The organism is Candidatus Bathycorpusculum sp. (assembly GCF_009778815.1).
GTDB classification, from domain to species: domain Archaea; phylum Thermoproteota; class Bathyarchaeia; order Bathyarchaeales; family Bathycorpusculaceae; genus Bathycorpusculum; species Bathycorpusculum hydrogenotrophicum.
The window spans coordinates 55,898-80,168 of record NZ_WRFL01000004.1 but is presented as its reverse complement, the minus strand read 5'-3'; the positions used below and the strand labels follow the sequence as shown (position 1 = coordinate 80,168).

The window sequence follows — 24,271 nt, the reverse complement described above, 5'->3', positions numbered from 1 at the left end:
GTTGTGTCTAAGAGTTCTGTTATGGTGGATTTAACTATTCGTTTGTGGTGTGCTTTGACTATGCCTGAAATTTTTCAACAATGGCAAAATCAAATGATGTATATCTTTAGGTGAACACTCTCAAAATTTTTTAGGCAGTGTTTGTAGATAGTTGGGTGTTGGTTAGTATGGCAAAGTTGTTATATCAAGGGCATGGAAGCATTCGCATAACCGCACAAGATGGACGTGTGTTATATCTTGACCCATATGCTGGTGAGGGGTATGATGAGCCGGCAGATATTGTGCTTGTTACACATGGACACTATGATCATAACAAGTTGGATTTGATTACTCAAAAGGCAGGGTGTCGAGTTATTACAAATAAAGAAGCGTTAGAGGGTGGGAAACATAACAGTTTTTTGCTTGATGGGATTGAGGTTGAGGCTGTTGAGGCGCAAAATCTTATGCACAGTTCTAAGGCGTGTGTTGGATTTATCATAACATTGGACGGTGTTCGGATTTATTGTTCGGGTGATACCTCAAAGACTAAGCAGATGCAAACGTTTGCCGCTTTAGAGATCGATTATGCATTGTTTTGTGGTGATGGGATTTTTAATATGGGGCCTAAGGAGGCAGCGCAGTGTGCAAAAATCATAGGAGCAAAACATAACATATTGATTCATGTTAAACCCAAAGCGTTGTTTGATTTGGCTAAAGCACAAAAATGGGATGCGCCAAATAAACTCATCATTCAACCTGGAGAAGAGATAGAACTAGCACATAATTCAAAATAAGATAAGAATTACAGATTTAAAGCTATCAAATTAAAAAGTTGAGTAAAATGTCAATTTCATTAAGAAGACGGGAAAGGTGATTGTATAAGTTGTCTCTGTGGATTTTATGAAAACTAGAAAGCGTCAAACTGGAAAAACACAGATTGGATAATTGTACAGTTTTGTTAAGTGTAGGTAACTTTTATCTAATAGACTTATAAAAGAAGTGTAGCTACGCGCAGAAAATAGAGAGAGGATAAACTTGGATGGCCAGTACTGGAACCGAAAAATCGAGACCATGCCTAGACAGGACATAAAGAAGTATCAGTTGCAGAAGCTCAAAGAACAAGTTAATTATTGCTATGAGAAGAGTAGTTTTTATCGTAGAAAATTTGATGCTGTGGGTTTAAAGCCAAGTAATATCCAAACGTTAAGTGATCTGCAAAAGGTTCCCTTCACCGTTAAGAGTGATCTAAAAGATAATTATCCCTATGGTATGGTCGTTACTCAGCCAGATGAGATTGTGGAGGTCCATGCTTCAAGCGGAACCACAGGTAACCCAATTATTGGCGCCTATACTCAAAAAGATATAGAGATGTGGCAGGAGCTTATGGCACGCAGCATCTACACTACCGGCGGCAGGCCACAAGATGTTATCCATATTGCTTACGGGTATGGGTTATTCACAGGCGGGTTTGGTTTCCATTATGGGGCACAAAAAGTGGGTGCTAAAATTGTGCCTGCAAGCGGCGGCATGACACAGCGCCAGATCCAGCTTATGAAAGACTTAGAGGTAACTATGCTGGCATGTACACCTAGTTTTGCAGTTTATCTTGCAGAGGCTATGGCACATGAGGGTGTTGACCCCAAAAAGGACCTCAAACTCAAACGAGGCATGTTTGGTGCAGAACCGTGGTCAAGTAAAATTCAGGGCCGTATTGAGCAGGAATTAGGCATAGAGGCTTTTGATATCTATGGGTTAACCGAGCTTTGTGGGCCGGGGGTCTCTATTGAGTGTGAGAAGCATGCGGGATTGCATGTTTGGGAGGATCATTTCATTGTAGAAACCATCAACCCTAACACAGGAGAGGTTTTAGCGGAAGGCGAAGAGGGCGAGTTGGTCTTTACTACGTTAACTAAAACGGGTATGCCCATGTTGCGCTATCGAACAAGAGATATCTCAAAAATAGACGCCACGCCCTGTGCATGCGGACGCACACATGCCAGAATGACCCGGGTTATGGGCCGCTCAGATGATATGCTTATCATCCGCGGGGTCAATGTGTTTCCCTCACAAATTGAACATGTAGTTATGGGTTTCTCCGAGTTAGCGGCTCAGTACCTAATAGTTGTAGATCGACCCGGAGCCCTTGATACGTTCACAATCAAGGTCGAGTTGACAGAGAAAACCGCTCAAAACAGTCAACTCGATAAAAACGCTCTAAAGTGTGATATTCAAAAGAAAATTCACATCATAACAGGCATATATGCAGATGTAGAAATCGTCCAAGTTGGCGAGTTACCTCGAACAGAGGGCAAAGCCAAACGAGTGCTGGATTTACGTATAGGTAAAATGTAGGCGTAATGATGACTTCCAAAATTAGTGTAAATAAACCAGACAGTTATGCGCTACTCAACGGCGATGAAGCAGTTGCACGTGGAGCAGTAGAGGCTAACATCAAAGTTGCCGCGGCCTATCCAGGCACGCCCTCCACAGAAATTTTAGAAACCTTGGCGGAAGCTACAAAAGATCTTGGAATTTATGCGGAGTGGAGCATTAATGAAATTGTTGCCGCAGAGGTGGCTATTGGCGCTTCGATGACAGGCGTACGGGCACTCACATCCATGAAGCATGTGGGCTTAAATGTGGCATCGGATGCGATTATGACCCTGGCATACACAGGCATCGAGGGCGGATTGGTCATTGTAGTCTGCGACGACCCAGCTCTGCACAGCAGCCAAAACGAACAAGACACCCGCTACTTTGCAGTCCACGCAAAACTACCGCTTCTTGATGCAGGCAACCCCCAAGAGGCGCTTGATATGGCACGCAGGGCCTATGAAATCAGCGAAAAACTCCGCCTGCCAATCATTTTACGCTTAACTACCCGCGTTGCACACGGTAAAGCACGCGTAAAACTAGGAGAATTCCAAAAACTGGCACGCAAAGCCGAGTTTGATAAAAACATCCCCAGATGGGTCATGGTACCAGCCAACGCCAGCCGCCAACATCGAGTTCTAGAGAGCCGCCTATTAGAAGCAAAATATGAAGCTGAAACCTCACAATTCAACATCATCGAGGACAACAACACAAAGATAGGAATCATTGGAAGCGGAGTAGGCTACTACTATGCACGCTCACTTGTAGACACCACAAAAGTTTCATGGCTAAAACTAGGGTTTGTCCATCCCTTCCCATCTGAGATGGTCAAAACCTTTGCCAAAAAAGTCAAAAAACTCATAGTTCTAGAAGAACTCCGACCCTACATAGAAGAAAATTTGGCCCGTCTCAAAATTGATTTTATCGGCAAAACTGAGCTAGGCCTTGAAGAAATCGGAGAATTCACCCCCGATAAAATCCGCACCGCCCTATCCAAACTACACCTAACCACAACACCTGAAAGTCCACAACAACTCAATTTAACCCCGCGACCACCCGGTTTGTGCCCCGGATGTACGCATCGCGCCCTCTACTATGCTCTAAACATGCTACACAAATCAGTACATTGCGAAACCACTAAATGCGTAGGCTGCGGCACCTGTGAATACGCCTGCTCACACAACAAAGAAAAAGTTCACAACCCAGCCAAATCCCGCATACGCGTAGTACGCCAAAACCAAATCCAAAACATAGCCATAAGCTGCCAAATCTGCCAAAACCCAGCCTGCATCATCGCCTGCCCCAAAGAAGCCCTCTCCCAATCACCCCTAACAGGCATCATCATCGTTGACAAAAAACAATGCAACGGATGCGGATGGTGTATCGAAGCATGCCCATATGGCGCAATCAACATGCACCCCACAACCCGCAAACCCATGGTCTGCGATGTCTGCGGCGGCAACCCCAGATGTGTCAAACTCTGCCCCGAGGGCGCACTAAGCCTTAGAGGAAAATCAAACGATAAAATTGTAGCAGGCGACATAGGCTGCTACTCCCTAGGAGCCCTACCACCCATCAAAGCCCTTCAAACATGTCTCTGTATGGGAGGCGGCATCTCACAAGCCGCAGGAATGATTCACGCAGGCACAAAAGACAAAGTCTTTGCAGTTATTGGCGACTCTACCTTTTTCCATGGCGGCATGCCAGGACTGCTAAACATCGCCTACAACAAAGCAAACGTCTGCGTCATCGTCATGGATAACAGCATAGTAGCCATGACAGGCCACCAACCAACCCCCGGCTCAGGCAAAACTGCCATGGGCCAAGACGCCAAAATCATAAACATAGAAGCCATCGTCAGAGCCCTAGGCATCGAAAAAGTCTTCACCGTTGACCCCTACGATCTAAAAACAACAATGCAAACGCTAAAAAAAGCCACCAACCACGAAGGCCCCTCAGTAGTTATCGCCAAACGACCCTGCCCACTACTAACCCCACACGGAACACCCCGAAAAATCAAAGACAACTGCAAAGGCTGCAGAGTCTGCACCGAAGCCTTTGGCTGCCCTGCCATAAGTCAAAACGGCAACAAAGTCAAAATCGATACCGCACTCTGCAACGGCTGTGGAGTATGCGACAAAGTCTGCCCCTTTAACGCAATAGGAGAAATAGACCGTGAAACCCAAACTTGATATAGTTTTTAGCGGCGTCGGCGGACAAGGCGTTGTAGTACTAAGCGACATTTTCTGTGAAGCCGCCATGATAGAGGACTTTAATGTAGCAAAAGCAGAAATCCACGGCATGGCACAACGAGGCGGCTCCATTGTAGCCTACGCACGCATCGGAACCAAAGTGGAAGCCCCCCTCATCGAAACAGGAAAAGCCGACGCAATCGTAGGCTTTGAGGTCCTAGAGACCACCCGAGCCCTCCCGATGCTAAAAGAAAACGGCACCGTTATTGTAAACATGAAACTCATTCCACCAAACGGTCTAACAGCAAACGTGAAACTCAAAAACACCGAAGAACTCTTAGAACTCCTAAGAACCAAAGCACTGGTTCACCAAGTAGACGGCCCAGGTATTGCACAAAAACTAGGCAACACACTGGTTGTTAACACAATTCTGCTAGGAGCACTCTCTGCACTCCCCGAAATCCCGCTCAAAGCAGAATCATTTCAACAAGCCATAGCAAACAGACTCAAAGAAAAATACATCAACCTAAACCTCAAAGCCTTCCAGCTGGGCAGAGAAAGCGTACAAAACAACCAGAGATAAGCAAATGAAAGGTACCGACCACTACGCAGAACTACTAGGGATTAAAGTTCTTGAAATCAAAGATGGATACTGCAAAGTCCAGATGAAAATAGAAAAACAACACACCAACGCCATGGGTTGCACACACGGCGGAGCCATCTTTTCACTAGCAGACTATGCCTTTGCAGAAGCCTGCAACTTTGGCGACAACAAAGCAGTCGGAATACAAGTTGACATCAAATATCTATGCCCCACAACCGAAGGCGACATACTAACCGCAGAAGCAAATCGGATAAGTGACGGGAAAACCACTGGTGTCTATCACGTTTCAGTCTACAAAGAAGATAAACTAACAGCCATTTTCTCAGCCATAGCATTCAAAAAATAGCGCCACAAATACAGAACACTCAAAATCAAATAAGAATTCAAACAACAACCTGTAGCAAAATTCTGTTATGTTTAGGGGGTTGTTTTAGAATTGGTTTTGGGTTTCCAGTTTGTTGTGTCGTGCAGATTTTGTACTGGGGAGTCTTCATCAAAACCCTGTTCGGTCTGGGTTTTTTGTTTATGCGTTTGTTCGGCTAGTTTGGCTTTGCCTTCTTTGCTACTAAGTTCAACGCTGTTGCCCAGTTTGTAGATGGTTCGGCCAAGGCGGCGTTCACCCACGGTTTTTGTACATCTTCCCATAGAGGGGTTTCTGCATTAAAGGTTAAAAACCTTCAGTTGACACTATTCTATCAGGATATCTGTGAGTAGCGTTCGCCAAACTCTTGAGGCCCCCATTAAAAAGGTCACATCGCTTAGGTTGCGCTATAAATTTTTGCTCATAGCCGCGATTGCTTTACTGATATTTTTGCTCTCCAAGGGACCTTCACCGGGACAAAATCATTTTGTCTATCTGGCAGATTCGTTTCTCCATGGCAGGCTGGGGCTCACAGGCGGAGGGGAGAATCTTGCAGAGATGGTGCCCTTCAATGGCAACTATTATGTTGTTTATCCTCCGATGCCTGCGGTGTTGCTTTTGCCCTTTGTTGCAGTTTGGGGCACAACCTTTGATCAGGCATTACTCTCGGTTATTCTTGCGGGGTTTTGTGTTGCGGCAACTTGGTTGATGCTCAAAAAAGCCGGTTCAAATCAAACTAAAGCTCTGTGGCTAACAGCACTGTTTGGGTTTGGGACTTGTTTTTGGTTCATTGCCTCTGTGGGTTCTTCTTGGTATATTGAGCATGTTGTTGCGGTGCTGTTTCTTACCTCAGCCATAATTCTTGCATTGTATGGGAAGAGTAATTTTGCTGTGGGTTTGCTTTTGGGATGTTCAGTTATTGCGCGGTTACCAGTGGCATTATCGTTTCCTTTTTTTCTCTTGCTAATATATGATCAAAAAAATATGTGGATGCCCCGAGTTAGGCAGGCGCTGATTTTCTTTGGGGGTTTAGCCATACCGGTGGGGTTAAATGCCCTCTATGATTATGCACGCTATGGCGTCTTTACCAACATCGGCTACTACCTTATCCCGGGCATACAGGAAGATCCATTCTTTCAGCAGGGTATCTTTAACATAGCCTACATCCCCCGCCACCTCCATGCAATATTTCTCCAAGGACCCAATGTGTTGCCCGATTTTCCATGGTTCCAACCTAATTGGATTGGGATGGGACTGTTCTTAACCACACCAGCGTTTCTTTTTATCTTCATAGGTGCCTTTAGAGGTGGATGGAGGAGCCTAAATAAAAAAGCGGCCTTAGCTATCCTCTGTATTCTGCCGCCCATAATCACACATGGTACGGTAGGGTTTACTCAATTTGGTTACCGATTCAGCCTTGACTTTGTTCCGTTTCTTATGTTGCTCACAGCCGCAGGTATGCGTGAAAACTTGGGTTGGACAGAAAAAGTTTTGATAATTTTGAGTTTGCTGATTAATCTCTGGGGTGTAGTTTCGATAATTAAATTTGGGTTTGTAAGCTTTTAATCCATTATTTAGGAACCAAATGTTAGTCGATCAAGTTGTTGATAAATTGCCACCAACTAGCACCGCTCTATTCATTGTTCTCTAAGAAAAATGTGTTCCAGCAACCGAATATTACTTTCACAAGACGATCATTTAGCCGTCGTTATAACCATTGAGCTTATCTGCTGTAAGTATCACTCTCACGGGACAGCTCATTTAAGCGAGTTGTTGATAAGTGTTATCAACTAAAATGCAGACGTCATTTAACCGTATTTTTCAAGCACTTGTCGGCCAAAGTCAGAGATCTCAACGGCATCAAAGTCATAAGGCGGTGCCTCTTTGGAAATATCGGGATTATTTACAAACAACGACTTTTCTAAAACCTTGACTGCCCCATTTATGGTCTCGGTGGGTAAATCGGTTTTTTTACGTATTTGCTCACCCCTCACAAACTCACCTCGACTAAATTCAGAAAGTGCTACAAGCACCTTTTTTGCATCCATATCTATTACGTTTACCTCATCTAAATCAAAATCACGCTGCAAAAACCATGCCTCACATAGCTAGAGTAGCCTTTTAAGATAAAAACATTAGTTGGAACAATTCTCAGCGTAAGTATGGATAGAAGAAATATTGAAGTGAGGTGGAACATGCCTGTTTGCGCTGAGTCTTTCTTAAAATTGGTGCTTATCGTTAGATGCTGATGAGCTGTCACTATCCCAAAACAGTTGATCTAGTGTGGTGTTGAGTGCTTTGCAGATTAGAATGCATAATTTTATGGTAGGGTTATAGTTGCCGGATTCAATCAAGCTGATGGTTTGTCGGGTTACGCCAATTTTTTCAGCTAGCTGCTCCTGAGATAAATCACAGGCAACACGCGCAAGCTTCATTTTTTTATTCTTCACACTTCAGCCTCCTCTTGATTCTCAGCCGATTTCTCCGCATGCTCAAGCTCTTTGTCAGCGTACTTTTCACTTTCTACCATGTTCTTCTTTATTGGAAAATACATAACACTTGTTCCAAGTACTATTGCAACTACGGATGTAAATACTGAGTTAAAAGGTTCGGGCGGAATGTAATCAAAGATAATAGCCAATAAACAAATCACAACAAAAAGAACCCCGCCACAAATCGCTTGTACTGTAAACCAAAGTTTTAATCGTTTTAGGGTGGTTATTTTTGATTTTTTGCTATTCCATGCAACAAATAGCCCTTTTTTGCTTGATTTTTTGTTCGCAATCGAGAGCGGAATACCGCCCATAAACGAATAGGCGATCATACTCAACACTATTAGAAAAACAGAAATTCCGAGTTCTTGGAAATACAAGGGGTAAACGAGGTATAAGACACAAAGAACTAGCCAACCAAGTATTAACACCCAAAAGTGTAGCGAGTAGCTGTTGGATTTTGCTGAGTTTTTTATGTTGGTAATGGCTTCGTCTTTTTCTTTCACACCTAAGATGTTCTTCTGAGCGGTTGATAGGATGTAGTAAGAAGGTGATAAGATAAGGGCTATGATTTCCAATATGTAGAGTGCTGGATGGAGTTTTAGTGCCATTTTTACGATTAGACTAATTGTGGTTAAAATTAAAAGGATGGAATACATGGGAGCAATATTTTCTGCCAAGATTTTTTGTATTCGTTCATCTTCTATTTTTTTGGGTTTTATGCTTCGGCTCAGTCCCATTAAATTCACCAACAATATACAATATAATTGTATATTTGTACATTATACAGTACATTTCATATAGATGTTGCGGCTAATTCAGCATTCAGCGGGACAGCCCCCATCTGCAAATCAGACATGCAACCTAACGAGAAAAGATGCTCACACTGTAAAAACACAGCAGACCAATCCATTAACCCTGAAAAAGATCAACAGTAGGAAAGTAAAATATTCACAGAGAAATCATCCACACACCCCTTTTTCCCCTAAACAACATAACATCACCAACGGTTATATTCGAAAACTCACCAAAAAACACCACAACCAACGGTCACGTAAACTCTCAAGTATCTTTCTTTTCTTCTAACAGAGAAACAATATAATTAGCGTCATCAGTGTCAGCAACACAACTGTACTGGCCTTAAAGTTAAGACAACAGGGTTTATGAGCGGTTTACAAAAGTTAAATATGGGAAACCTTTAGTAGTCGCTAGAAAAGGTATTACTATCAGGAATGCCGTCATGAAATTCAGTGTAGTAGTTGAAAAGGATAGTGATGGTTATTACGTTGCATCTGTTCCAGAGTTGCCTGGGTGTCATACGCAAGCTAAAACCCTTGATGCAGTGATGGAACGAATTAAAGAAGCTATTCAAGGATACTTAGAAGCAGATGCTGATGATCTAAACTCGCGTAGTCGCAATGAACTGGTAGGTGTTCAGTTCGTTGAGGTTCACACCTAAATGAGTTTAAAGCCACAACCGGCAAAAAAACTAATTAAGGCACTCTCTAAAATAGATTTTAAAATTGTTCGAACACAGGGGAGTCATGTAATTCTAAAGCACCCCGATGGCAGGCTTACAGTGGTTCCAGTACATGCAGGAGAAGAAATAGGTAGCGGACTTTTAAACAAGATAATCAAAGATACAGGGCTTTCAAAAGAAGAATTCATAAAATTACTTTAAGCCCGAGTTTTCACTTATAAAATGAAATATTATTGGTGCAATATTTCTGCAAAACAACGAAAAGACCTAAAACAGGTAAAAACACACGAAATATCCATCCATCCGAAAGAAGCATGACTGGAGATTAAAAGTCGGAACACGATGAAAAATGCAGAAGCAACAGTAAAGAGCTGGGGATGCGATTTTGTTGTTTGTGTCTGGTGCGTTTCCTCAAAATCTTGGCTTAGATTTCGAGAGTTCATATTTAAACACTAAAAAGATAATTTCACTTAATTACTAATAAATATTCTTCAAATTAAAACTCAACCAATCTAATGCCAACACTTTTTAATGCAATGAGTGAATAACACCCATTATGGATTGGCTTGTTAGCGTTGTCTCTAACCCAGAGGTACATCGTTTTATAACGGAGTTTACGGCAACATATCTGCTTCAGGGCGGTTTAACCGGAGCTAAAAGATGGCTAAATAAAGAAAAGCGCACTATTGAATGGCAACTTTGTCATTGTTTGCAAAAAGCTCTGGAAGCTACAGCGACTCACTTTCACTGGCCAAAGAATAAGCAAGATATTTCAAAAGACTTTCTTTCAAAAATTTCTTCCATTCAATTTAGTACTAAATTTGCCGATTCATTCAATAACACTGTGTTTTTTAAAATTTTTCAGGATGCAACTGGTCAAAAAGCTACGAAAGCCACTATTGCATATTTTGCGGATTCCTTTTCACGGCAACTCGCCAAGTCTGAGTATAGTGAGCTTAGAGAATATTTGAAAATAAAGGGCTTTCTTAAAAGCGATGGAAAAACTGCTCCTTCTGATTCAAGCATTGTTTCCACTGTTGTGAATGGTGGAAAGCTTGTTGATTATATTAATTTCGTGCGTACGGCGTATAATAAGATAAAATTTCTTAATCAAGAGTTCCCGCATGATAAACTGTACGTGAATTTACATCTTACATATAAAACTGTGGATCCCAAAGTTCTCCAACAAGTGGAGCACATTTGCGATTCAACCCAACTTTTAACAACGTCCGAACCCTGTGTTCTTATAGGGCCAGCAGGTTCGGGTAAGTCCACAATTGTGCGTAAGTTAATGCTTCAAGAAGTTCAAACAGAAAACTTTTCACGCATTCCTGTTTTTGTCGAAATCCCCAAACTTTCGAAAATGTTATCATCTGGAAAATTACTTCACGAATACATTTCCCATATAACTGGGTTCACTATTAATAACCTGCGTCAGATAGGTGAATTAAACAAAAAAATATTACTAATTCTTGACGGCATGGATGAAGTGGAATCTCTGGAAAAACTCGATGAAGTAGTTAACGCGACTGAGCGATTTATACACGAGTACAAAAATACAAAATTAATTTTTACCAGTCGCCCCTCTTGTACAAAAATAAAAGATGAAAACGTCTTTTCTGTTGGCGGGCAAAAAGTTGAAAAGTATTTTATCGAAGAAATGACCGAAGAAGAACGTAAAGAACAGATAAAGCGTATTGTTTCTGAAGTACTACCTAAACTTGATAAAGATAAATTTTGGCGCGATTTATTAGAACTCGAAAAAATTAACTGCAACATAACTGATATAACAAGAAATCCATTGTTGTTATCGCTCATGCTTAATGTGTATCAAGAAGAAGCCATTGATGGTGATTTACAGGGTAGCTTTCCGAAAAACAAGATTGAATTATATGAGCGGGCAGTAAAGCTACTTATCAAAGATCGTCCTGAAACACATATAGAGTACTTATCCTGCGATTTGATTCCACACGTAAGTACGTTGCTTGGGCGAATCGCATTTACCCTTTATGAAGAATCACAAAAAATGCAATATAATGGGAAAATATCTGAACATCTTATCAAACAAGATGTCAAAAATTATGTCGCTTATTTGTTAAAGTGTTCTCAAGACTATGCAATACACTTAACTGATGAATTTTTTAATTTCATTGAGAGACGGTCCATTTTTACGGATAAAAAATTTATACATGAAACATTTAAAGAATATTTTACTTCAATATTTCTTTTTAACACCTTATTTTTTAGCCACAATACGCCTTTTGGGTCGAAGATTGAATTAATTGATGAAAAAATATTTGATGATAAAATAAATCCATTATATACCAACCCCAATAACTGTAGCGTTATTGAAATGTTACTTTGTTACATTGATAGAGAAACACCTAACGATGAAACAGCAATAAACAGTGCATTAGATAAAATCCTCATAAACTCTCTTTCAACTAAACCCAACTATAATATGCTATGTAAAACAGCAGGGCAATTTGTAAACCACCAAAACATAATGGCAACTAATCTAATTGTTTCAATGTTTGAACGAGGTTGCGAAAAAGTTGTAAACCCTTTTGCTGAACTATTTTGGTTTATGTCGGAATACAACTTGAAAGCAGGGATTACAAATGGTATGAAAAATCCAGAAGGGTATAAAGATGTTATAGGCTTGGAAAACGCTTTCAATGTTATTACAAACAGGTATACAAATGACCAACAAAAACTTGTCATCGCAAACATATGTTATCATCTATACCGTTATATCTATATTGACGTAGATACGGCATGGGACGAGTATAAAAATTATGAAAAACAATTAACTGATGATATTAAAAACGTAGTTGTCAGAGATTGGTGGACTGATAGTGATTCCGCGTTTATCTGGACAGAAAAAGATGTGCGTTACCATTCAGGAAAAGGTAATCTTCTATATTTAAAAGCCGTTTCTGATGATTCCTGTTTCAATGGTGACAATACACGTTTTATTAAGTTAAGTCCAAATAATACAAAATTTTTTACAGACGGGGTGACTGTTTATTCAAGCGATAAATCTGTTTTATATCACCATGTCAGAAAAGGGCATTATGAACCAGAGTTTATAATCCCAAATTCGGTGACACATATACGTGCCTCCGCTTTTGCTAACTGGACAGACTTAACAAAAATCACCATTCCAAATTCGGTTGTAGACATTGGTTCTAATGCATTTGCAGGTTGTACAAACTTATCAAGTATCACACTTCCAAATTCGGTGACACATATACGTGCCTCCGCTTTTGCTAACTGGACAGGCTTAACAAAAATCACCATTCCAAATTCGGTTGTAGACATTGGTTCTAATGCATTTGCAGGTTGTACAAACTTATCAAGTATCACACTTCCAAATTCGGTTGTAGACATTGGTTCTAATGCATTTGCAGGTTGTACAAACTTATCAAGTATCACACTTCCAAATTCCATCAATACGATAAAAGCAGGTCTTTTTATGAAGTGTAATAATATACAAAATATTGTAATCCCTAAGTCTGTACACATAATCGAAGAGCGAGCATTTGAAGGGTGTAACAAATGCATTTTTTATGTAGAAGAAAATAATCCCTGTTTTTATTCTGATGGTAAAATAATCTTCAATAAGAATAAAACTTCAATAATATCTTTCCCAACGGCTTCAGGTAACGTGATTATCCCCGATTCTATAGATAAAGTTGATGATTATGCATTTTCACAATGCCACGAATTATCCCAAATAACATTCTTAGGCACAATTAGTCTTGGTAATAACGTGTTTAACGGTTGTACAAAATTAGCGCATGTTGTTTTTTCAGACACCACAACTCAAATAGAAAGGCACTCTTTTCCAAACAAGTTTCTTTTAAAAGATGCAAAAACTGATACTGATACTATGTGCTTGAAATATCCGTTTATAATGATTATGAATACGGAAACTGGTCACTGGAATGGATATATTCCTGATTTAGCCATATTTTGCGAGTGCCTAACAATAGACGGTATTGTTGACGAGCTATATATTATTCTGAAGAACTTCATGTATTTGGCAACAAAATATGGCACCGAGATACCTGCACCGTCTTCTATTGAGGATCTGTCCAAGAAGTGGCAAGAATATGAAACATCTTTACTTGAATTAACTGATGATAAAGGTATTTGTTTATGGTTTAATCCTTTTTATGGATGTAGAAATTTAAAAACTATAACAATTCCAAAGTCTATTAGCAATATAGCAAAAAATATGTTTTCCACTTATCCAGATTTTAGAATTATTTGTCATCCACGATCTTATGCTGAGCAATACGCACAAGAAAAAGAAATTCCTGTTGAATATATCGATGAACCGTAAATCTGCCATTTTCGTCATAGCATTTAATCAAAGAATAACGCAGACTGTCGTGTGACCACAGGAATATTTCTGCAATATTCTCCAACAGTTTTTAGTCAATAACATACTCAACTTTGTCAACCACAAAAACAATCAACCCATAAACCAACCAATAGTCACTACGATAAAAAGTAAGTCTACTTAAAAAAAGACTAACGGTCAAAAAATATATAAAATTAAGGTATATAGTGGGGGCAAGTAAGTGGACTTAACGTGCGCCCAGAAAATCTGGTTCTGTATGATGTCACAATTGTGCCATCCATGGATAATATGTATGTGTTTAGTGTACCGTGGATTTGCGAACAACGTTGTTGCATTGTTGTCATACTCTCCATATAACCTAACACATACGATAATAGGGGATAAGCCTATTTGCTGAAAATACATTTTAAAACGTTAGTTTGAAATTTCGCAAACAGTGAGCATGAAATATTTTATAGGTAGCACAATAATTATCGTAGTTGGAGTAGTTATTTTGGGCGATTGCAGAGTTTTCAAGGGTAAAATCATTGCGAAAGGAACAGAAATAACCGTATTAACCAAAGGCACTGGTGACAATGATGACGATTTTATCAGTTTAACAGATATTGCAAAGTACAAAAATGCTGATGATGCTTTTATTGTGATTAATAATTGGATGCGGGCTCGAAATACTATTGAGTATTTGGGTTTGTGGGAACAGCTGTATAATCCTAGTTTTAAACCTATCGAATTCGATAGGTTTTTACATGAAGCAGGAGCAAACGCCTTTACCCTTTCACCCCAAAAATGGGTCAACACTACAAACGCAGTTGGAATTTCGGTTAAAGTTGGGCGTGGGGGTGGAGTGTTTGCGCATAAGGATATTGCTTTCAAGTTTGCATCATGGATTTCAGCAGAGTTTGAATTGTATGTTGTTAAGGATTATCAGCGGTTAAAGTCTGATGAGAGTAGACGAGTTTCTTTAGAGTGGAATGTTGGACGTATTTTGTCAAAGATTAATTACAGAGTGCATACCGATGCGATTAAAGATAATTTGGTGCCAAAGATGCTTACGGCTAAGCAGAAGGCGTTTGTTTATGCTGATGAGGCAGACGTTTTAAATGTGGCTTTGTTTGGAGTTACTGCAGCGCAGTGGCGAGCAGATAATATGGATAAGACTGGGAATATGAGGGATTATGCGTCTATTGAGCAGTTGCTTGTTTTGGCGAATCTTGAAAACGTAAATGCACTCTACATAAGCAAGGGTGTGCCACAGTCGGAACGTGTTGAGGAGCTTAATTGCTTGGCAAGAGAACAGTTGACAGCTATGCTTCGCAACAAAAGTGTGGATACCCTAAAGAAACTGGAAAACAAAAAACTATAGGCAAAACGCCCTTTCAACATCAATTAACTTGTTAACATTTTCCCTATCTATTTTGCGTTTTTATTGTTTCTCGTTTGTCTTGTGTTTCCCGTGCTGTGTTGTGTGTTTCCCGCCTGTTTCCCGGGTTTCCCCTTTTTGTTTCCCGTCTCACTCTATTTTTCTTGCTTTTTTAGTGTTTGTTTTAGGCTGTTTTAATCAAATAAGACGTATGTTTCAGTTTATTTGTTGTTTGGTTGGTTTTTCCCGCTATCTTTTGATGAAATAAGTTGTTTTTGAGGGTTTCCCGTTTGGAGTTTTTAGTGAGTTTTGTGAGAAGTAGAGTTTACACTGAGTGTAAAATTGTTGTTTCCCGTGGTTTCCCGCTATGGAGAAACGTCTTAAAGCCGACAAGCTACCAAACAGGCAAGAATGTTCTTAACAGAACAAGAGTTTATGCACGCTTCAAATATTTAAAGGCTAACCACCACCCAAACCAACTCTGCCCATACTCGCCCCCACTGCCCTTTTTTCGCCCCCACACAACCAACCCCTCACCAAAACAACACCTAACTTTAAACAAAACACACTACACAAAAAACTACACACAACAACAGCATAGATAGCAACCATACCTTGATCAAAACAACACACAGACTACCTTGTTTAACCTAAAACCATAACCATCCAATTTCAAAATACAAAGAACTGTTTGTGGTGGGTATGGTAGTTTTCATGTTTTATTGGTAAACTACAGGCTGTGTACAGGGCGCGACCTGTTTTGCCCAATACGTGCACCAAAAGAACACGTATTGCCCAAATCAGGTCACAACCTCCCAAAAACCACATTACTGTAAGAGCATTTGTGTTTTTACAGCCTTTAGAAACAAACACGTGGATGTGTTCCATAATATTTGACAAGCCTAGTTTGATCAAGACAGCCCCCAAAAGGAATCATTTTCCCCAAACTATGGCTCTACACATAAACAAACCCCCAACCCACTATTGCTAAAGCTAATCTTCTTAACACAACTTTAGCCTTCCTTTTTAGTGACATACTTTAGCCAAAACGTGCCCCTTTGGAGCACGTATTGCCCTAACTATGTCACTACAAAAAAACAACAAAAGATGTTTGTACTTACAGGTTTAGGTATTGATATATTGTGTGTTCTATAATATTGGGCTGATCCCTAGTTTTGGTCAAGACAGTCCCAAAAAGGAACCATCTTGCCCCAAACTAGGGACACAACAAACACACTCTCAACCAAGCATGGCACTAAACGAACTTAACACCTTAATAGTGTGTGGTCTTTTTTAGGCGACATGGTTTTAATTAAAACGTGCCTTTTTGGAGCACGTATTGCCCTAAACCATGTCGTAGTTTTAAAAATTCAGCCCTTCACCATTTACGATAACCAATGAGCAAACAAATAACAATAAGCAAACAGGTTTTAGAAAAAATATTAGAAGAAATTGGAGAATTAAAGGCACTTGTTGAAAAACAAATCAAAGCTTGCCAGAGGTAGGAATAAGGGAGGAGACAAAACTCTCCAACTTTTCTATGCGTTGTTTTAACTCTATGTTTTGTTCCTGCAATATCCCCTCTTTTTGCCTTTGAGTTTCTTCAAATCTTAAGGCGGTTTCCTTGTCTAATATCATGCCACAGGTGGTGCATCTTGTAGTTCCAAAAGGATTTTTATTGCTACACCTTGGGCAATCAACGACTTGCATCAAGCCAGTGTTTTTTGAAACAGACTTTATACCGTGCAACTCCAAAACTGCATCTTCTAAATCTCTAGCAGAAAAATGCACATATCGTCTTGTCATCTTACTGCCATATTTCCAACCCGCAAACTGCTCCAAACGGCACTCGGTAAATACTTTAGCCATAGCGGTCAAAGAACTATGACGATACAAATACGGCCAAACCGTCCTCTTCAAACCAGCCCGCTTAGCCAAACGCTGAATTATATCGCGAAAACGCATGTAGCTCAACTGTTTACCCACACAATTATGAGCAAGTGAACACCACAAAGACGAAGACGGCTCATCACCAAAAGGATGATCCTCTAACCACTCAAGCAAGGGCTTGCAAGCAACAACCAAAGGAATCCGCTTAATACCCGTCTTACCATTTGCAGTGATAAGGCAATAATTATCCTTAAACGCTACACTACCTACAGTCATGGTTAAAAGCTCACCAGGTCGCAAAGCCGCTTCAAAAAGCACATACACCATAGCCCTATCACGCTTATTTTGGGTGGCTCGAATAATTGCCGCAAAATCCTCAGAGGTCAAAAGGGTTTCAGGGGTTACGCGGGGGTTTTTTTCTTTTATTGCTAAACTTATCCAGCTTACCTCAGAGGGCAAAGGTGTGCCTTTAGCGCAACTGCCCTCTTTGGCGTATTGAACAAGTTTTCGTAGCAAAAGTTTGTTGTCGCTTTTAGTGGAGGCTTTGTTTGGTCGGCTATTTATCGCCGCTACTATGTGTTCAGCATCCGTTTTCGTTAACGCTTTAAGATCTACATCAATAAGAGGCAGTAATACAGGTAGGTGGGCGGCGTATTTTGCTACTCTGCCCACTGACAACCCAAGGGCACTTAAGTGGTCTAAAAACTGCAAACTTAGCTCGCTATTGCGTAAAGGCTTAATGTTTTGGCGGTTTCGCTCAAGAACCCGCTCATAGTCATGGATAACAGGGTTAGTTTTTGTTATTGTCATGTTCTTAATGGTTTTGGAACCTTTTAAAACCGAAACAGGAGGAAACGCATTACACGCAACACCAAAGAGCTGGGGATGAGAAATGCATCAACAGACCACAGAGAAATCATCCACTCAACCCCTTTTTCCCCTAAACAACATAACAAACACCAACTTTTAATTCAAAACTCAGCAAAAATGCACCCGAGGTTCATTGATCAAATGCACATACAACCTTTGGATAAGCGCTTGCCAAGAACTAAATACGCACGAAATTTCTAAAAATATAGGCATAATTATTCAGCTAAAACCAATATTGAACCGTATTTTTGCTGAAAAACAAGAGATAATTATCGAGTAAATCTCAGCTATTACAGAGCCTTTCGAGTTTTCTTCTGCTGTTAATCCAGCTTGCCGCAGTATGGACTTAAGGTTCCTTTCTTGATTTCGGGGTGGATCGGAACAATTACAATGTTTATGCCCGAAAATGTTTTCTTTTTTAATCGGACATGGCTTCCTTTTTGTCCCACTACTTGAAACCCAGCCTTACTAAGTGCCTTGATTATTTTACTGCCTGACAGAGGTTCCCGCTTGGGCATGTGTTTGAACACTCAAAGTGGTAAGAATGGCAGATCGGTCAGTTGGAATTTTTGCATCTTCATCTTCAAGATAGAGCTCAATTGCCTCCCGCAGATTTCCCAAAGCATCCTCAACATTTTTGCCTTGGCTAGCTATATATCCAGTTCTGGAGACCACGCAATCTGCAATCGGCCTTCCTTCCACAACACTGCCGAAAAAGTTATACTCTCAGTCAATGTTAAACCCAAAAGTAGTGCTACTTAAAACCTAAAATAGTTTGTGCCCTTACGAAGGTTTTAGAAACTCCCAATAAGACCGGACATGAAGAAGAGATGCAGGTACAACAATAAAGAGCCGGGATGAGAAATGCATCAACAGACCACAGAGAAATCATCCACTCAACCCCTTTTTCCCCTAAACAACATAAACGCACCCTTACCAATTACCGACATCTAGCCAATAATAATAGCACATACCACCGATTTGCCCCAGTTAGCACCATTGTATTCACGAGCTTTCTAACAACCAAAATCTTCAAACAACATAGAAAAATTGCGATTCTCTTCTGAAGCGTTTAGAGATAGGCTTTATCGTGATGTGTGTACTGCACTATTTGAACCGTTGGTGGATTTTCGGTTACACGATATATGAGAACAAAAGAACCAATGTGTGTTCTGCGAAAACCGTCTAAGGGGTGTTTTAATGGTTTAAATTGATACGGATCAGATAAAATCTGCTGTATCTTCTTGTTTATAGCCTCTAATTGAGATCTGTCTTTTTTTAAAAGTTTGTGAAAGGTTTTAGAAACTTGTTCTTCAATCTCAAGGCTATACAAGCAACAGTCACTTTAGCCCATATTCTTCTTCGAAATCTTTAACCTTAACAAACTTGCCTCGCTTAATTGTCTCTCCGATTTCTGCTACAAACTCAGGTCTTAGCTGAGGCTCAAGCTCCGATTCTTCATAACGTTTGATAATAACGCTTAAAGCTTGGCTCTTATCCTTAAACCCATACTTTGCCTTAACTATATTAATTACTCTGTTTTCCTCTTCACCTAATTCTATGATGTTTTTTACCATTGAAACATCCTTCCAACTACAGACATAATACTACATAACACAAAATTATTTAAAGTAATCCACACAATTACGCTCAACCATACGATAATGAAAAGTGACATAAAAACTATGATTTATGAGTTAAATATCACTTGTCGATTTAATTCCAAAACGGTTAATTTACACCCAAACTGGACATAAGGAAGAGATGCAGGTACAACAATAAAGAGCAGGGGATGGGAAATGCATCAACAGACCACAGAGAAATCATCCACTCAACCCCTTTTTCCCCTAAACAACATCCAGCACCAGTTTATTAATTCAAAACTCAACAAAACACCAAGGCCAGCGTTACGTAAAACCAGCACTCTTCAATACACAAAACAATAACTAACCACACATAACACAAAACAGTTTATTTAGCCATAAATTTCATCATCTTGCCTCTTTTCTTATAACAGAGAAACAGTGTAATTAGCGTCATCAGTGTCAGCAACACAACTATGTTCACATCAAGAGCCGTTTCTTTATCTTATCATTTATCTTACCAATACCCAGTTCATTTGATGAGATAAATGCCGTCTCAAACGTAAATGTCACAGCAGTAAAACTCACGCAAACTCAAAAACTGTTTTCATATATCGGTAAAGTATAGTTAAATAACGTCAATTACCGATATATCAGCAGTTGTTTATGAAAAAACAGCTATACCCAATAGATCCCAAGGCGAACACCACGAAGAATAGAAGATCAATTCACGAACGCATAAACAGAACCCGTCGGGTGGAACAAACGGCAAACTCAAATTTGCCGCATAACTTTTCCATAAAGCCATAATCAACACAAAAGTTGTCAACAGATCAAGCCATTAGCCCTGAAAAAGATTAATAATAGGAAAGTAAAATATTCTTACAATGATGATTGCTATGACTGAAGAACTAGAAGTCACCATAATGAGCGAGAAAGGACAAGTAGTCATTCCCAAATCCATCCGCGAAGAACTAGAAATAAAACCAAAAACCAAATTGCTAGTCTACGGAAAAGGCGACACCATTATAATGAAAAAACTACAACTCCCAGACCTAAAAAAAGAATGGGAAGACATATTCAAACTAATGGACAAAAAAGAACTAAAACTATCCAATGCAGAAATACAAAAAGAAATCAAAGAAACCAGAAAGTAGACGATAAACGATGTTTCGAGTGGTGTTTGACACCAACGTTTTAGTTAGCGCCATAATATCTGACGGCAAATCAAGAGAACTCTTAAAGAAAGGCCTCTGTAAAGAATTCACTTTAGTTATCTCCGAGACGATTCTAAAAGAGTTTGACCTTGTTTTGCAAAGACCAAAATTCAAAACTACTGAAGAGGAACGCCATCGAATTATCTTAGCTTTGATGCAAACAGCTGAAATAGTGGACGTAGTTTCAAAATTTAAGCTTGTTAAAGAAGATCCTAAAGATGACATGATTATTGAGACGGCCTATGATGGAAAAGTAGACATTATTGTTTCCGGAGACAAACATCTACTGGCATTAAATAGTTTTAGAGGTATCAAAATAGTTACAGTTAAACAAATACTCACTAACTTTGAAAAAACCAATTAAAACCACTCGCCTTCTTAATAGCACCTACAGAAAGACCGAGCACTCAGGACAAGAGGAAGATTCGTAAAAGGATTAATTTGGAGCTGGGGATGGGAATTGAACCCATATAGAGCAGCTCTGCAGGCTACCGCCTAAGCCATTCGGCCACCCCAGCAGATGAGTCTAGGTGATGCACACATAAATATATTATTGGTTGGTCACAGGTTTTGTTATGGCAAGTCATCGTTTGGCACTTTTATCAAAGGGAAAACCCTGAGAAACACAAGCTACCTGATTGCCAGATGGTCAGATATAAAACGAAGGTATTGTGTTTAGGTCAAAAATATATCATACATGCGCTTGTCACAACATTTTTATCACGTAATTACAAGTAATATGACAATTATCTTAGGCGCGCAGACAGAATTTTATTGTGTCCATTAAAGCGTTTGAGAGTATTTAGAAAGAAAGGGAGAGAGAGGGATGATTTCAAATATAACAGGTCTAGTGTTGCTCTACTATGGTGTAGGTTTAGGTGCCGCCATAGTTTTAACGCTTGTGAATTATGTTGCTTTTGCCAAAAGAGGCAACTTTGTAGAAGAAAACATATTGTGGAGCCGAATTGATAAAAAGTATGGCATAAAAACCCGAACTTTTGTGAGTTTTGGCTCTATGGCAGGGCTTTTGACAGCCGCGCTTTTACTCACAGCCGCTAATGCAGGGTTTGCTGTGGTGCTTGGGACAATTGTGGGGTTTTTGCTGTTCAATGTTATGCTTGACTCTAACACGCTACGAAGCAATACAGCATGTAAATGTGATGTATGTGAACATGAAGCAAAGATAAGTGTGCACTGCTCTAGATGTGAATATAACAAAAAGGCAGGCATGAACCCGCTCAAGGACATAGTTTTTGCGCTAAAGACAATAAAAAATGAGCTAAAGTAAGAATATTACTTTAGGTTCTTGACGGTTTCATTAGCCCGCTCAAGTTCTTGTTTTTTATTGTTTTGGTAGGTTTGGACATTAGCAAGCAGGGTGGGGTCGTTTAGTGCTAGAATTTTTGCGGTTGCAATGGCGGCGCCTTCGGGTTCGATGGTGACAACTAAGCCGATACCGCTTGGTACTCGAAGTGAAGAGTAGATGTCTGTGCCGCCGTATTTTTCGCTGTAGGGTGGAACAGCTATGACGGGGTGGGCAGTGTTGCCATCAATAAAGGCACTAAGGGCATTGGAGCGGCCTGCAACGGTGAGGTAGACAACTTGTTGGTTTTCAAATTCTTTGAGAATTTCTAGCACCGTTAGAGGGGTTTTATGTGCGGATGCAACGCGGAATTCGTAGCTTACTCCTAAGAGTTTGAGGTATTTGGCGATTTCGCGTGAAAATTCGAGGTCCCGCTCAGAACCCATGATTATAATTGCCAGGCCAGTCATACGTATCACAAGGCAGATAACGTCGGTAGCTAATTAACGTTTAAAGTCAGAGCCATATTCTGCTCATCTCAACTTTGTGCCAGAGTTTTTGTGTGTTAGGGTTGTTGATAATTCCGTTGCTGTAGCAATACAGCCACATTGGCTTATCAGTTCGCTTTTTAAAACTATTGTGAGGTCAAGGGTGTGTCTCAGAAAAATTTGGAACTAACCAAAGCAGAAGAATGGCTCAGACAACTCGTTGACGAGTGGGCTATGGGTATTGCCATGAAAACCAGTGAGGTTAAAGTGGTGGCTGGCTGTGGTGAAATGAGTGCAAAAGAAGAACATATGGGGATAAACTGTGAAATCAATGGTCACATTGAAGGCTATGAAGACTTTTACCAAAATGACTTCTGGACAGTTGACTCAGCAGATGATACAATACATTTGCTGAGATCAAGTTCGGATGGGCAGATTCATGATCACAGGGGGCAATGGATTGATGATGCCACTTTGGAGTTGTATTGGCGGGGTACTTTTGAGGATCAAGAACAAGAAGAACAAATTACCGCCAAATGGGTAAATAGGAACCAGTTTGAAATCAAAGAAAACAACTACTCCAAAGGCAAGCTACTATTGACAACTGATTATGTTTTTAAGCGTAAGCAACTAGGTGAGTAAACTCTGCAGAATCTCAGTCAGCTTATCAACTGTTGTCTGCACTTTGGGGCTCAATTCATATCCGAAGTCCATGTTTGTGGGTTCAATGAGTAATAGTGATATTTGTACATCTGGAAGTAGTTTTGTGATGTATTCACAGAAAAGCCTTAGGGATAACCCATGTGATGAAAAAGTAGAGACTTCATCAATTGTTGTGGCCTTTACTAATTTGGTTTCGCCGGGTTGGATACCTATGAGGGCAACATCGATGAGCAGTATATGTGTGGGGTGGAACTGTTCAATATCTACCAAATAGTTTTCAGGAACTGTTTCACATTCTAGCACACAGACGTTACTTGAGACTTTGTTCTGTAGGTTCTCCGCAATTTTTAGGCCTGCGTAGTCGTCTCCTCGGATGGGATTGCCAATACCTGCAACAACCACTTTGTCCCTATCAGAGAACCAGTCTTTGAGTTGTTGCTCAATACCCTCAACCAATGTGTCCACCAATATGGATAAAGAGGAATCATAGAAAAGGGTTGTTAAGAGGTCTTTTTTGTCAGTGTGGGTGGTTTTCGTCTTGAGTCCCAGGCGTGATGGAGAACAGATCCGGGATGATGTAGAAGCATACGTGGGCCGGAGTAGCGCATAATGACTTTTGCTTTTTGGTTCATATCTGGACGGTAGCAGTGAATGACGCATTTGCCGCAGGTAGTTTTCTTTTCTTGGAAGGGGCATTTGTCGAGCCGTAGAAGAGCGTATTCGTGGAATTCTTTGCATTCAGCACACAGTTCGCCTTTGGTGTTGTGGTGGTTTTTGCAGTAGAGATCAACCATTTGGGTTATGGTTTGCTTTTCACGTTTCATGCGTTTATGTGTGGGGTTAGGAGGCTGAGGTTGCATAAACATCAAGCACAGATAATGCAGGTTTATTCAGATAAGGTTTAACCCTAAACTGTAAGGGATTCTCAAGTAAGCATATAGTCAACAAGGGTATATCAGCAGGGTTCTTTTCTAAACCGTCGAATTCGGCGGGTTTAAGGTGGTATTGTGCAATTCGTTCCATAAAACCAAAAACACGGGGTTA

Annotated in this window: 27 protein-coding genes and 1 tRNA gene; 14 read left to right on the top strand and 14 right to left on the bottom strand. The window is 40.2% G+C overall.

Going from position 1 to position 24,271, the window contains the following annotated elements; genetic code table 11:
- The first annotated feature begins 167 nt into the window (after positions 1-167).
- The 5 genes from FWF39_RS01845 (at position 168) to FWF39_RS01825 (ending at position 5,494) form a co-directional block, all read left to right on the top strand.
- Entirely contained in the window at positions 168-773 is a 606-nt protein-coding gene (locus tag FWF39_RS01845; protein WP_343381734.1) for an MBL fold metallo-hydrolase, read from the top strand.
- A gap of 241 nt (positions 774-1,014) precedes the next feature.
- Entirely contained in the window at positions 1,015-2,331 is a 1,317-nt protein-coding gene (locus tag FWF39_RS01840; protein ID WP_343381733.1) for a phenylacetate--CoA ligase, read from the top strand.
- An 8-nt stretch (positions 2,332-2,339) separates the two neighbouring features.
- Entirely contained in the window at positions 2,340-4,544 is a 2,205-nt protein-coding gene (locus FWF39_RS01835) for a thiamine pyrophosphate-dependent enzyme (RefSeq protein ID WP_343381732.1), read from the top strand.
- Positions 4,528-5,127, top strand: a complete 600-nt coding sequence (locus FWF39_RS01830; protein WP_343381731.1) for an indolepyruvate oxidoreductase subunit beta — start codon at positions 4,528-4,530, stop codon at positions 5,125-5,127. Before FWF39_RS01835 ends, FWF39_RS01830 begins: the two co-directional genes overlap by 17 nt.
- Positions 5,128-5,131: 4 nt before the next feature.
- Positions 5,132-5,494 carry a hotdog fold thioesterase gene (locus FWF39_RS01825; RefSeq protein ID WP_343381730.1) on the top strand — a complete coding sequence of 121 codons (363 nt, stop codon included), beginning with the start codon at positions 5,132-5,134 and terminating at the stop codon, positions 5,492-5,494.
- 71 nt (positions 5,495-5,565) lie between these two features.
- Here the strand turns inward: FWF39_RS01825 and FWF39_RS01820 are convergent, their stop codons facing one another.
- Positions 5,566-5,793: a hypothetical protein gene (locus FWF39_RS01820; RefSeq protein ID WP_343381729.1), complete on the bottom strand. Its 228-nt coding sequence runs from the start codon at positions 5,791-5,793 to the stop codon at positions 5,566-5,568.
- A gap of 61 nt (positions 5,794-5,854) precedes the next feature.
- Here FWF39_RS01820 and FWF39_RS01815 point away from each other — a divergent pair, with 61 nt between their 5' ends.
- The gene (locus FWF39_RS01815) at positions 5,855-7,075 is read left to right on the top strand and encodes a hypothetical protein (protein ID WP_343381728.1); all 1,221 of its coding nucleotides are present in this window, start codon (positions 5,855-5,857) and stop codon (positions 7,073-7,075) included.
- 242 nt (positions 7,076-7,317) lie between these two features.
- Here the strand turns inward: FWF39_RS01815 and FWF39_RS01810 are convergent, their stop codons facing one another.
- From FWF39_RS01810 to FWF39_RS01800, 3 genes are all read right to left on the bottom strand, one after another.
- On the bottom strand, positions 7,318-7,599 hold the full coding sequence (locus FWF39_RS01810) for a hypothetical protein (RefSeq protein ID WP_343381727.1): 282 nt from the start codon (positions 7,597-7,599) through the stop codon (positions 7,318-7,320).
- A gap of 129 nt (positions 7,600-7,728) precedes the next feature.
- Positions 7,729-7,959: a helix-turn-helix transcriptional regulator gene (locus FWF39_RS01805; protein ID WP_343381726.1), complete on the bottom strand. Its 231-nt coding sequence runs from the start codon at positions 7,957-7,959 to the stop codon at positions 7,729-7,731.
- On the bottom strand, positions 7,956-8,741 hold the full coding sequence (locus FWF39_RS01800; RefSeq protein WP_343381725.1) for a DUF6773 family protein: 786 nt from the start codon (positions 8,739-8,741) through the stop codon (positions 7,956-7,958). Before FWF39_RS01800 ends, FWF39_RS01805 begins: the two co-directional genes overlap by 4 nt.
- A 500-nt stretch (positions 8,742-9,241) precedes the next feature.
- Between FWF39_RS01800 and FWF39_RS01795 the strand changes: the two genes are divergently transcribed.
- From FWF39_RS01795 to FWF39_RS01780, 4 genes are all read left to right on the top strand, one after another.
- Complete coding sequence (locus FWF39_RS01795; RefSeq protein ID WP_343381724.1) at positions 9,242-9,460, top strand: type II toxin-antitoxin system HicB family antitoxin; 219 nt, start codon at positions 9,242-9,244, stop codon at positions 9,458-9,460.
- Positions 9,461-9,682, top strand: coding sequence for a type II toxin-antitoxin system HicA family toxin (locus tag FWF39_RS01790; protein WP_343381723.1), 222 nt, complete (start codon positions 9,461-9,463; stop codon positions 9,680-9,682).
- Between the two features lie 355 nt (positions 9,683-10,037).
- Positions 10,038-13,832 (top strand): leucine-rich repeat protein, encoded by a 3,795-nt coding sequence (locus FWF39_RS01785; RefSeq protein WP_343381722.1) that lies wholly within the window; start codon positions 10,038-10,040, stop codon positions 13,830-13,832.
- 463 nt (positions 13,833-14,295) lie between these two features.
- Positions 14,296-15,216 (top strand): KilA-N domain-containing protein, encoded by a 921-nt coding sequence (locus tag FWF39_RS01780; protein WP_343381721.1) that lies wholly within the window; start codon positions 14,296-14,298, stop codon positions 15,214-15,216.
- 1,482 nt (positions 15,217-16,698) lie between these two features.
- Here FWF39_RS01780 and FWF39_RS01775 read toward each other — a convergent pair.
- The 5 genes from FWF39_RS01775 to FWF39_RS01755 all read right to left on the bottom strand — a co-directional run bounded on the left by FWF39_RS01775 (position 16,699) and on the right by FWF39_RS01755 (position 19,550).
- Positions 16,699-17,913 carry a tyrosine-type recombinase/integrase gene (locus FWF39_RS01775; RefSeq protein WP_343381720.1) on the bottom strand — a complete coding sequence of 405 codons (1,215 nt, stop codon included), beginning with the start codon at positions 17,911-17,913 and terminating at the stop codon, positions 16,699-16,701.
- A 380-nt stretch (positions 17,914-18,293) separates the two neighbouring features.
- Positions 18,294-18,491 (bottom strand): type II toxin-antitoxin system HicA family toxin, encoded by a 198-nt coding sequence (locus tag FWF39_RS01770; protein ID WP_343381719.1) that lies wholly within the window; start codon positions 18,489-18,491, stop codon positions 18,294-18,296.
- Complete coding sequence (locus tag FWF39_RS01765; RefSeq protein ID WP_343381718.1) at positions 18,460-18,648, bottom strand: type II toxin-antitoxin system HicB family antitoxin; 189 nt, start codon at positions 18,646-18,648, stop codon at positions 18,460-18,462. The genes FWF39_RS01770 and FWF39_RS01765 overlap by 32 nt, the downstream gene beginning before the upstream one ends.
- A 397-nt stretch (positions 18,649-19,045) precedes the next feature.
- Positions 19,046-19,306 (bottom strand): type II toxin-antitoxin system mRNA interferase toxin, RelE/StbE family, encoded by a 261-nt coding sequence (locus FWF39_RS01760; protein WP_343381717.1) that lies wholly within the window; start codon positions 19,304-19,306, stop codon positions 19,046-19,048.
- 7 nt (positions 19,307-19,313) lie between these two features.
- Positions 19,314-19,550, bottom strand: coding sequence for a DUF2683 family protein (locus FWF39_RS01755; protein WP_343381716.1), 237 nt, complete (start codon positions 19,548-19,550; stop codon positions 19,314-19,316).
- Positions 19,551-20,455: 905 nt separating this feature from the next.
- Between FWF39_RS01755 and FWF39_RS01750 the strand changes: the two genes are divergently transcribed.
- Both FWF39_RS01750 and FWF39_RS01745 read left to right on the top strand, forming a co-directional pair.
- A complete protein-coding gene (locus FWF39_RS01750) occupies positions 20,456-20,713 on the top strand; it encodes an AbrB/MazE/SpoVT family DNA-binding domain-containing protein (RefSeq protein ID WP_343381715.1) in 258 nt (85 codons plus the stop codon).
- 19 nt (positions 20,714-20,732) lie between these two features.
- Positions 20,733-21,137: a putative toxin-antitoxin system toxin component, PIN family gene (locus tag FWF39_RS01745; protein ID WP_343381714.1), complete on the top strand. Its 405-nt coding sequence runs from the start codon at positions 20,733-20,735 to the stop codon at positions 21,135-21,137.
- A gap of 78 nt (positions 21,138-21,215) precedes the next feature.
- On the opposite strand, the gene FWF39_RS01740 is transcribed toward FWF39_RS01745, so the two are convergent.
- Positions 21,216-21,291 (bottom strand) — tRNA-Cys (locus FWF39_RS01740).
- A 308-nt stretch (positions 21,292-21,599) separates the two neighbouring features.
- Between FWF39_RS01740 and FWF39_RS01735 the strand changes: the two genes are divergently transcribed.
- On the top strand, positions 21,600-22,061 hold the full coding sequence (locus tag FWF39_RS01735; RefSeq protein WP_343381713.1) for a hypothetical protein: 462 nt from the start codon (positions 21,600-21,602) through the stop codon (positions 22,059-22,061).
- A 5-nt stretch (positions 22,062-22,066) separates the two neighbouring features.
- Here FWF39_RS01735 and FWF39_RS01730 read toward each other — a convergent pair whose 3' ends face one another.
- Positions 22,067-22,546, bottom strand: coding sequence for an AIR carboxylase family protein (locus FWF39_RS01730; protein WP_343381712.1), 480 nt, complete (start codon positions 22,544-22,546; stop codon positions 22,067-22,069).
- Between the two features lie 183 nt (positions 22,547-22,729).
- On the opposite strand from FWF39_RS01730, the gene FWF39_RS01725 reads away from it, so the two are divergent.
- Positions 22,730-23,206, top strand: a complete 477-nt coding sequence (locus tag FWF39_RS01725; RefSeq protein WP_343381711.1) for a hypothetical protein — start codon at positions 22,730-22,732, stop codon at positions 23,204-23,206.
- Here FWF39_RS01725 and FWF39_RS01720 read toward each other — a convergent pair.
- Genes FWF39_RS01720 through FWF39_RS01710 form a run of 3 tightly spaced genes read right to left on the bottom strand, consistent with a single transcriptional unit; the run spans position 23,195 to position 24,250 of the window.
- Positions 23,195-23,683 carry a hydrogenase maturation protease gene (locus FWF39_RS01720; RefSeq protein ID WP_343381710.1) on the bottom strand — a complete coding sequence of 163 codons (489 nt, stop codon included), beginning with the start codon at positions 23,681-23,683 and terminating at the stop codon, positions 23,195-23,197. The two genes, FWF39_RS01725 and FWF39_RS01720, sit on opposite strands and share 12 nt — an antisense overlap.
- Positions 23,684-23,727: 44 nt before the next feature.
- Positions 23,728-24,087 (bottom strand): nitrous oxide-stimulated promoter family protein, encoded by a 360-nt coding sequence (locus FWF39_RS01715; protein ID WP_343381709.1) that lies wholly within the window; start codon positions 24,085-24,087, stop codon positions 23,728-23,730.
- Positions 24,068-24,250 (bottom strand): hypothetical protein, encoded by a 183-nt coding sequence (locus FWF39_RS01710; RefSeq protein WP_343381708.1) that lies wholly within the window; start codon positions 24,248-24,250, stop codon positions 24,068-24,070. The genes FWF39_RS01715 and FWF39_RS01710 overlap by 20 nt, the downstream gene beginning before the upstream one ends.
- Positions 24,251-24,271 lie beyond the last annotated feature (21 nt).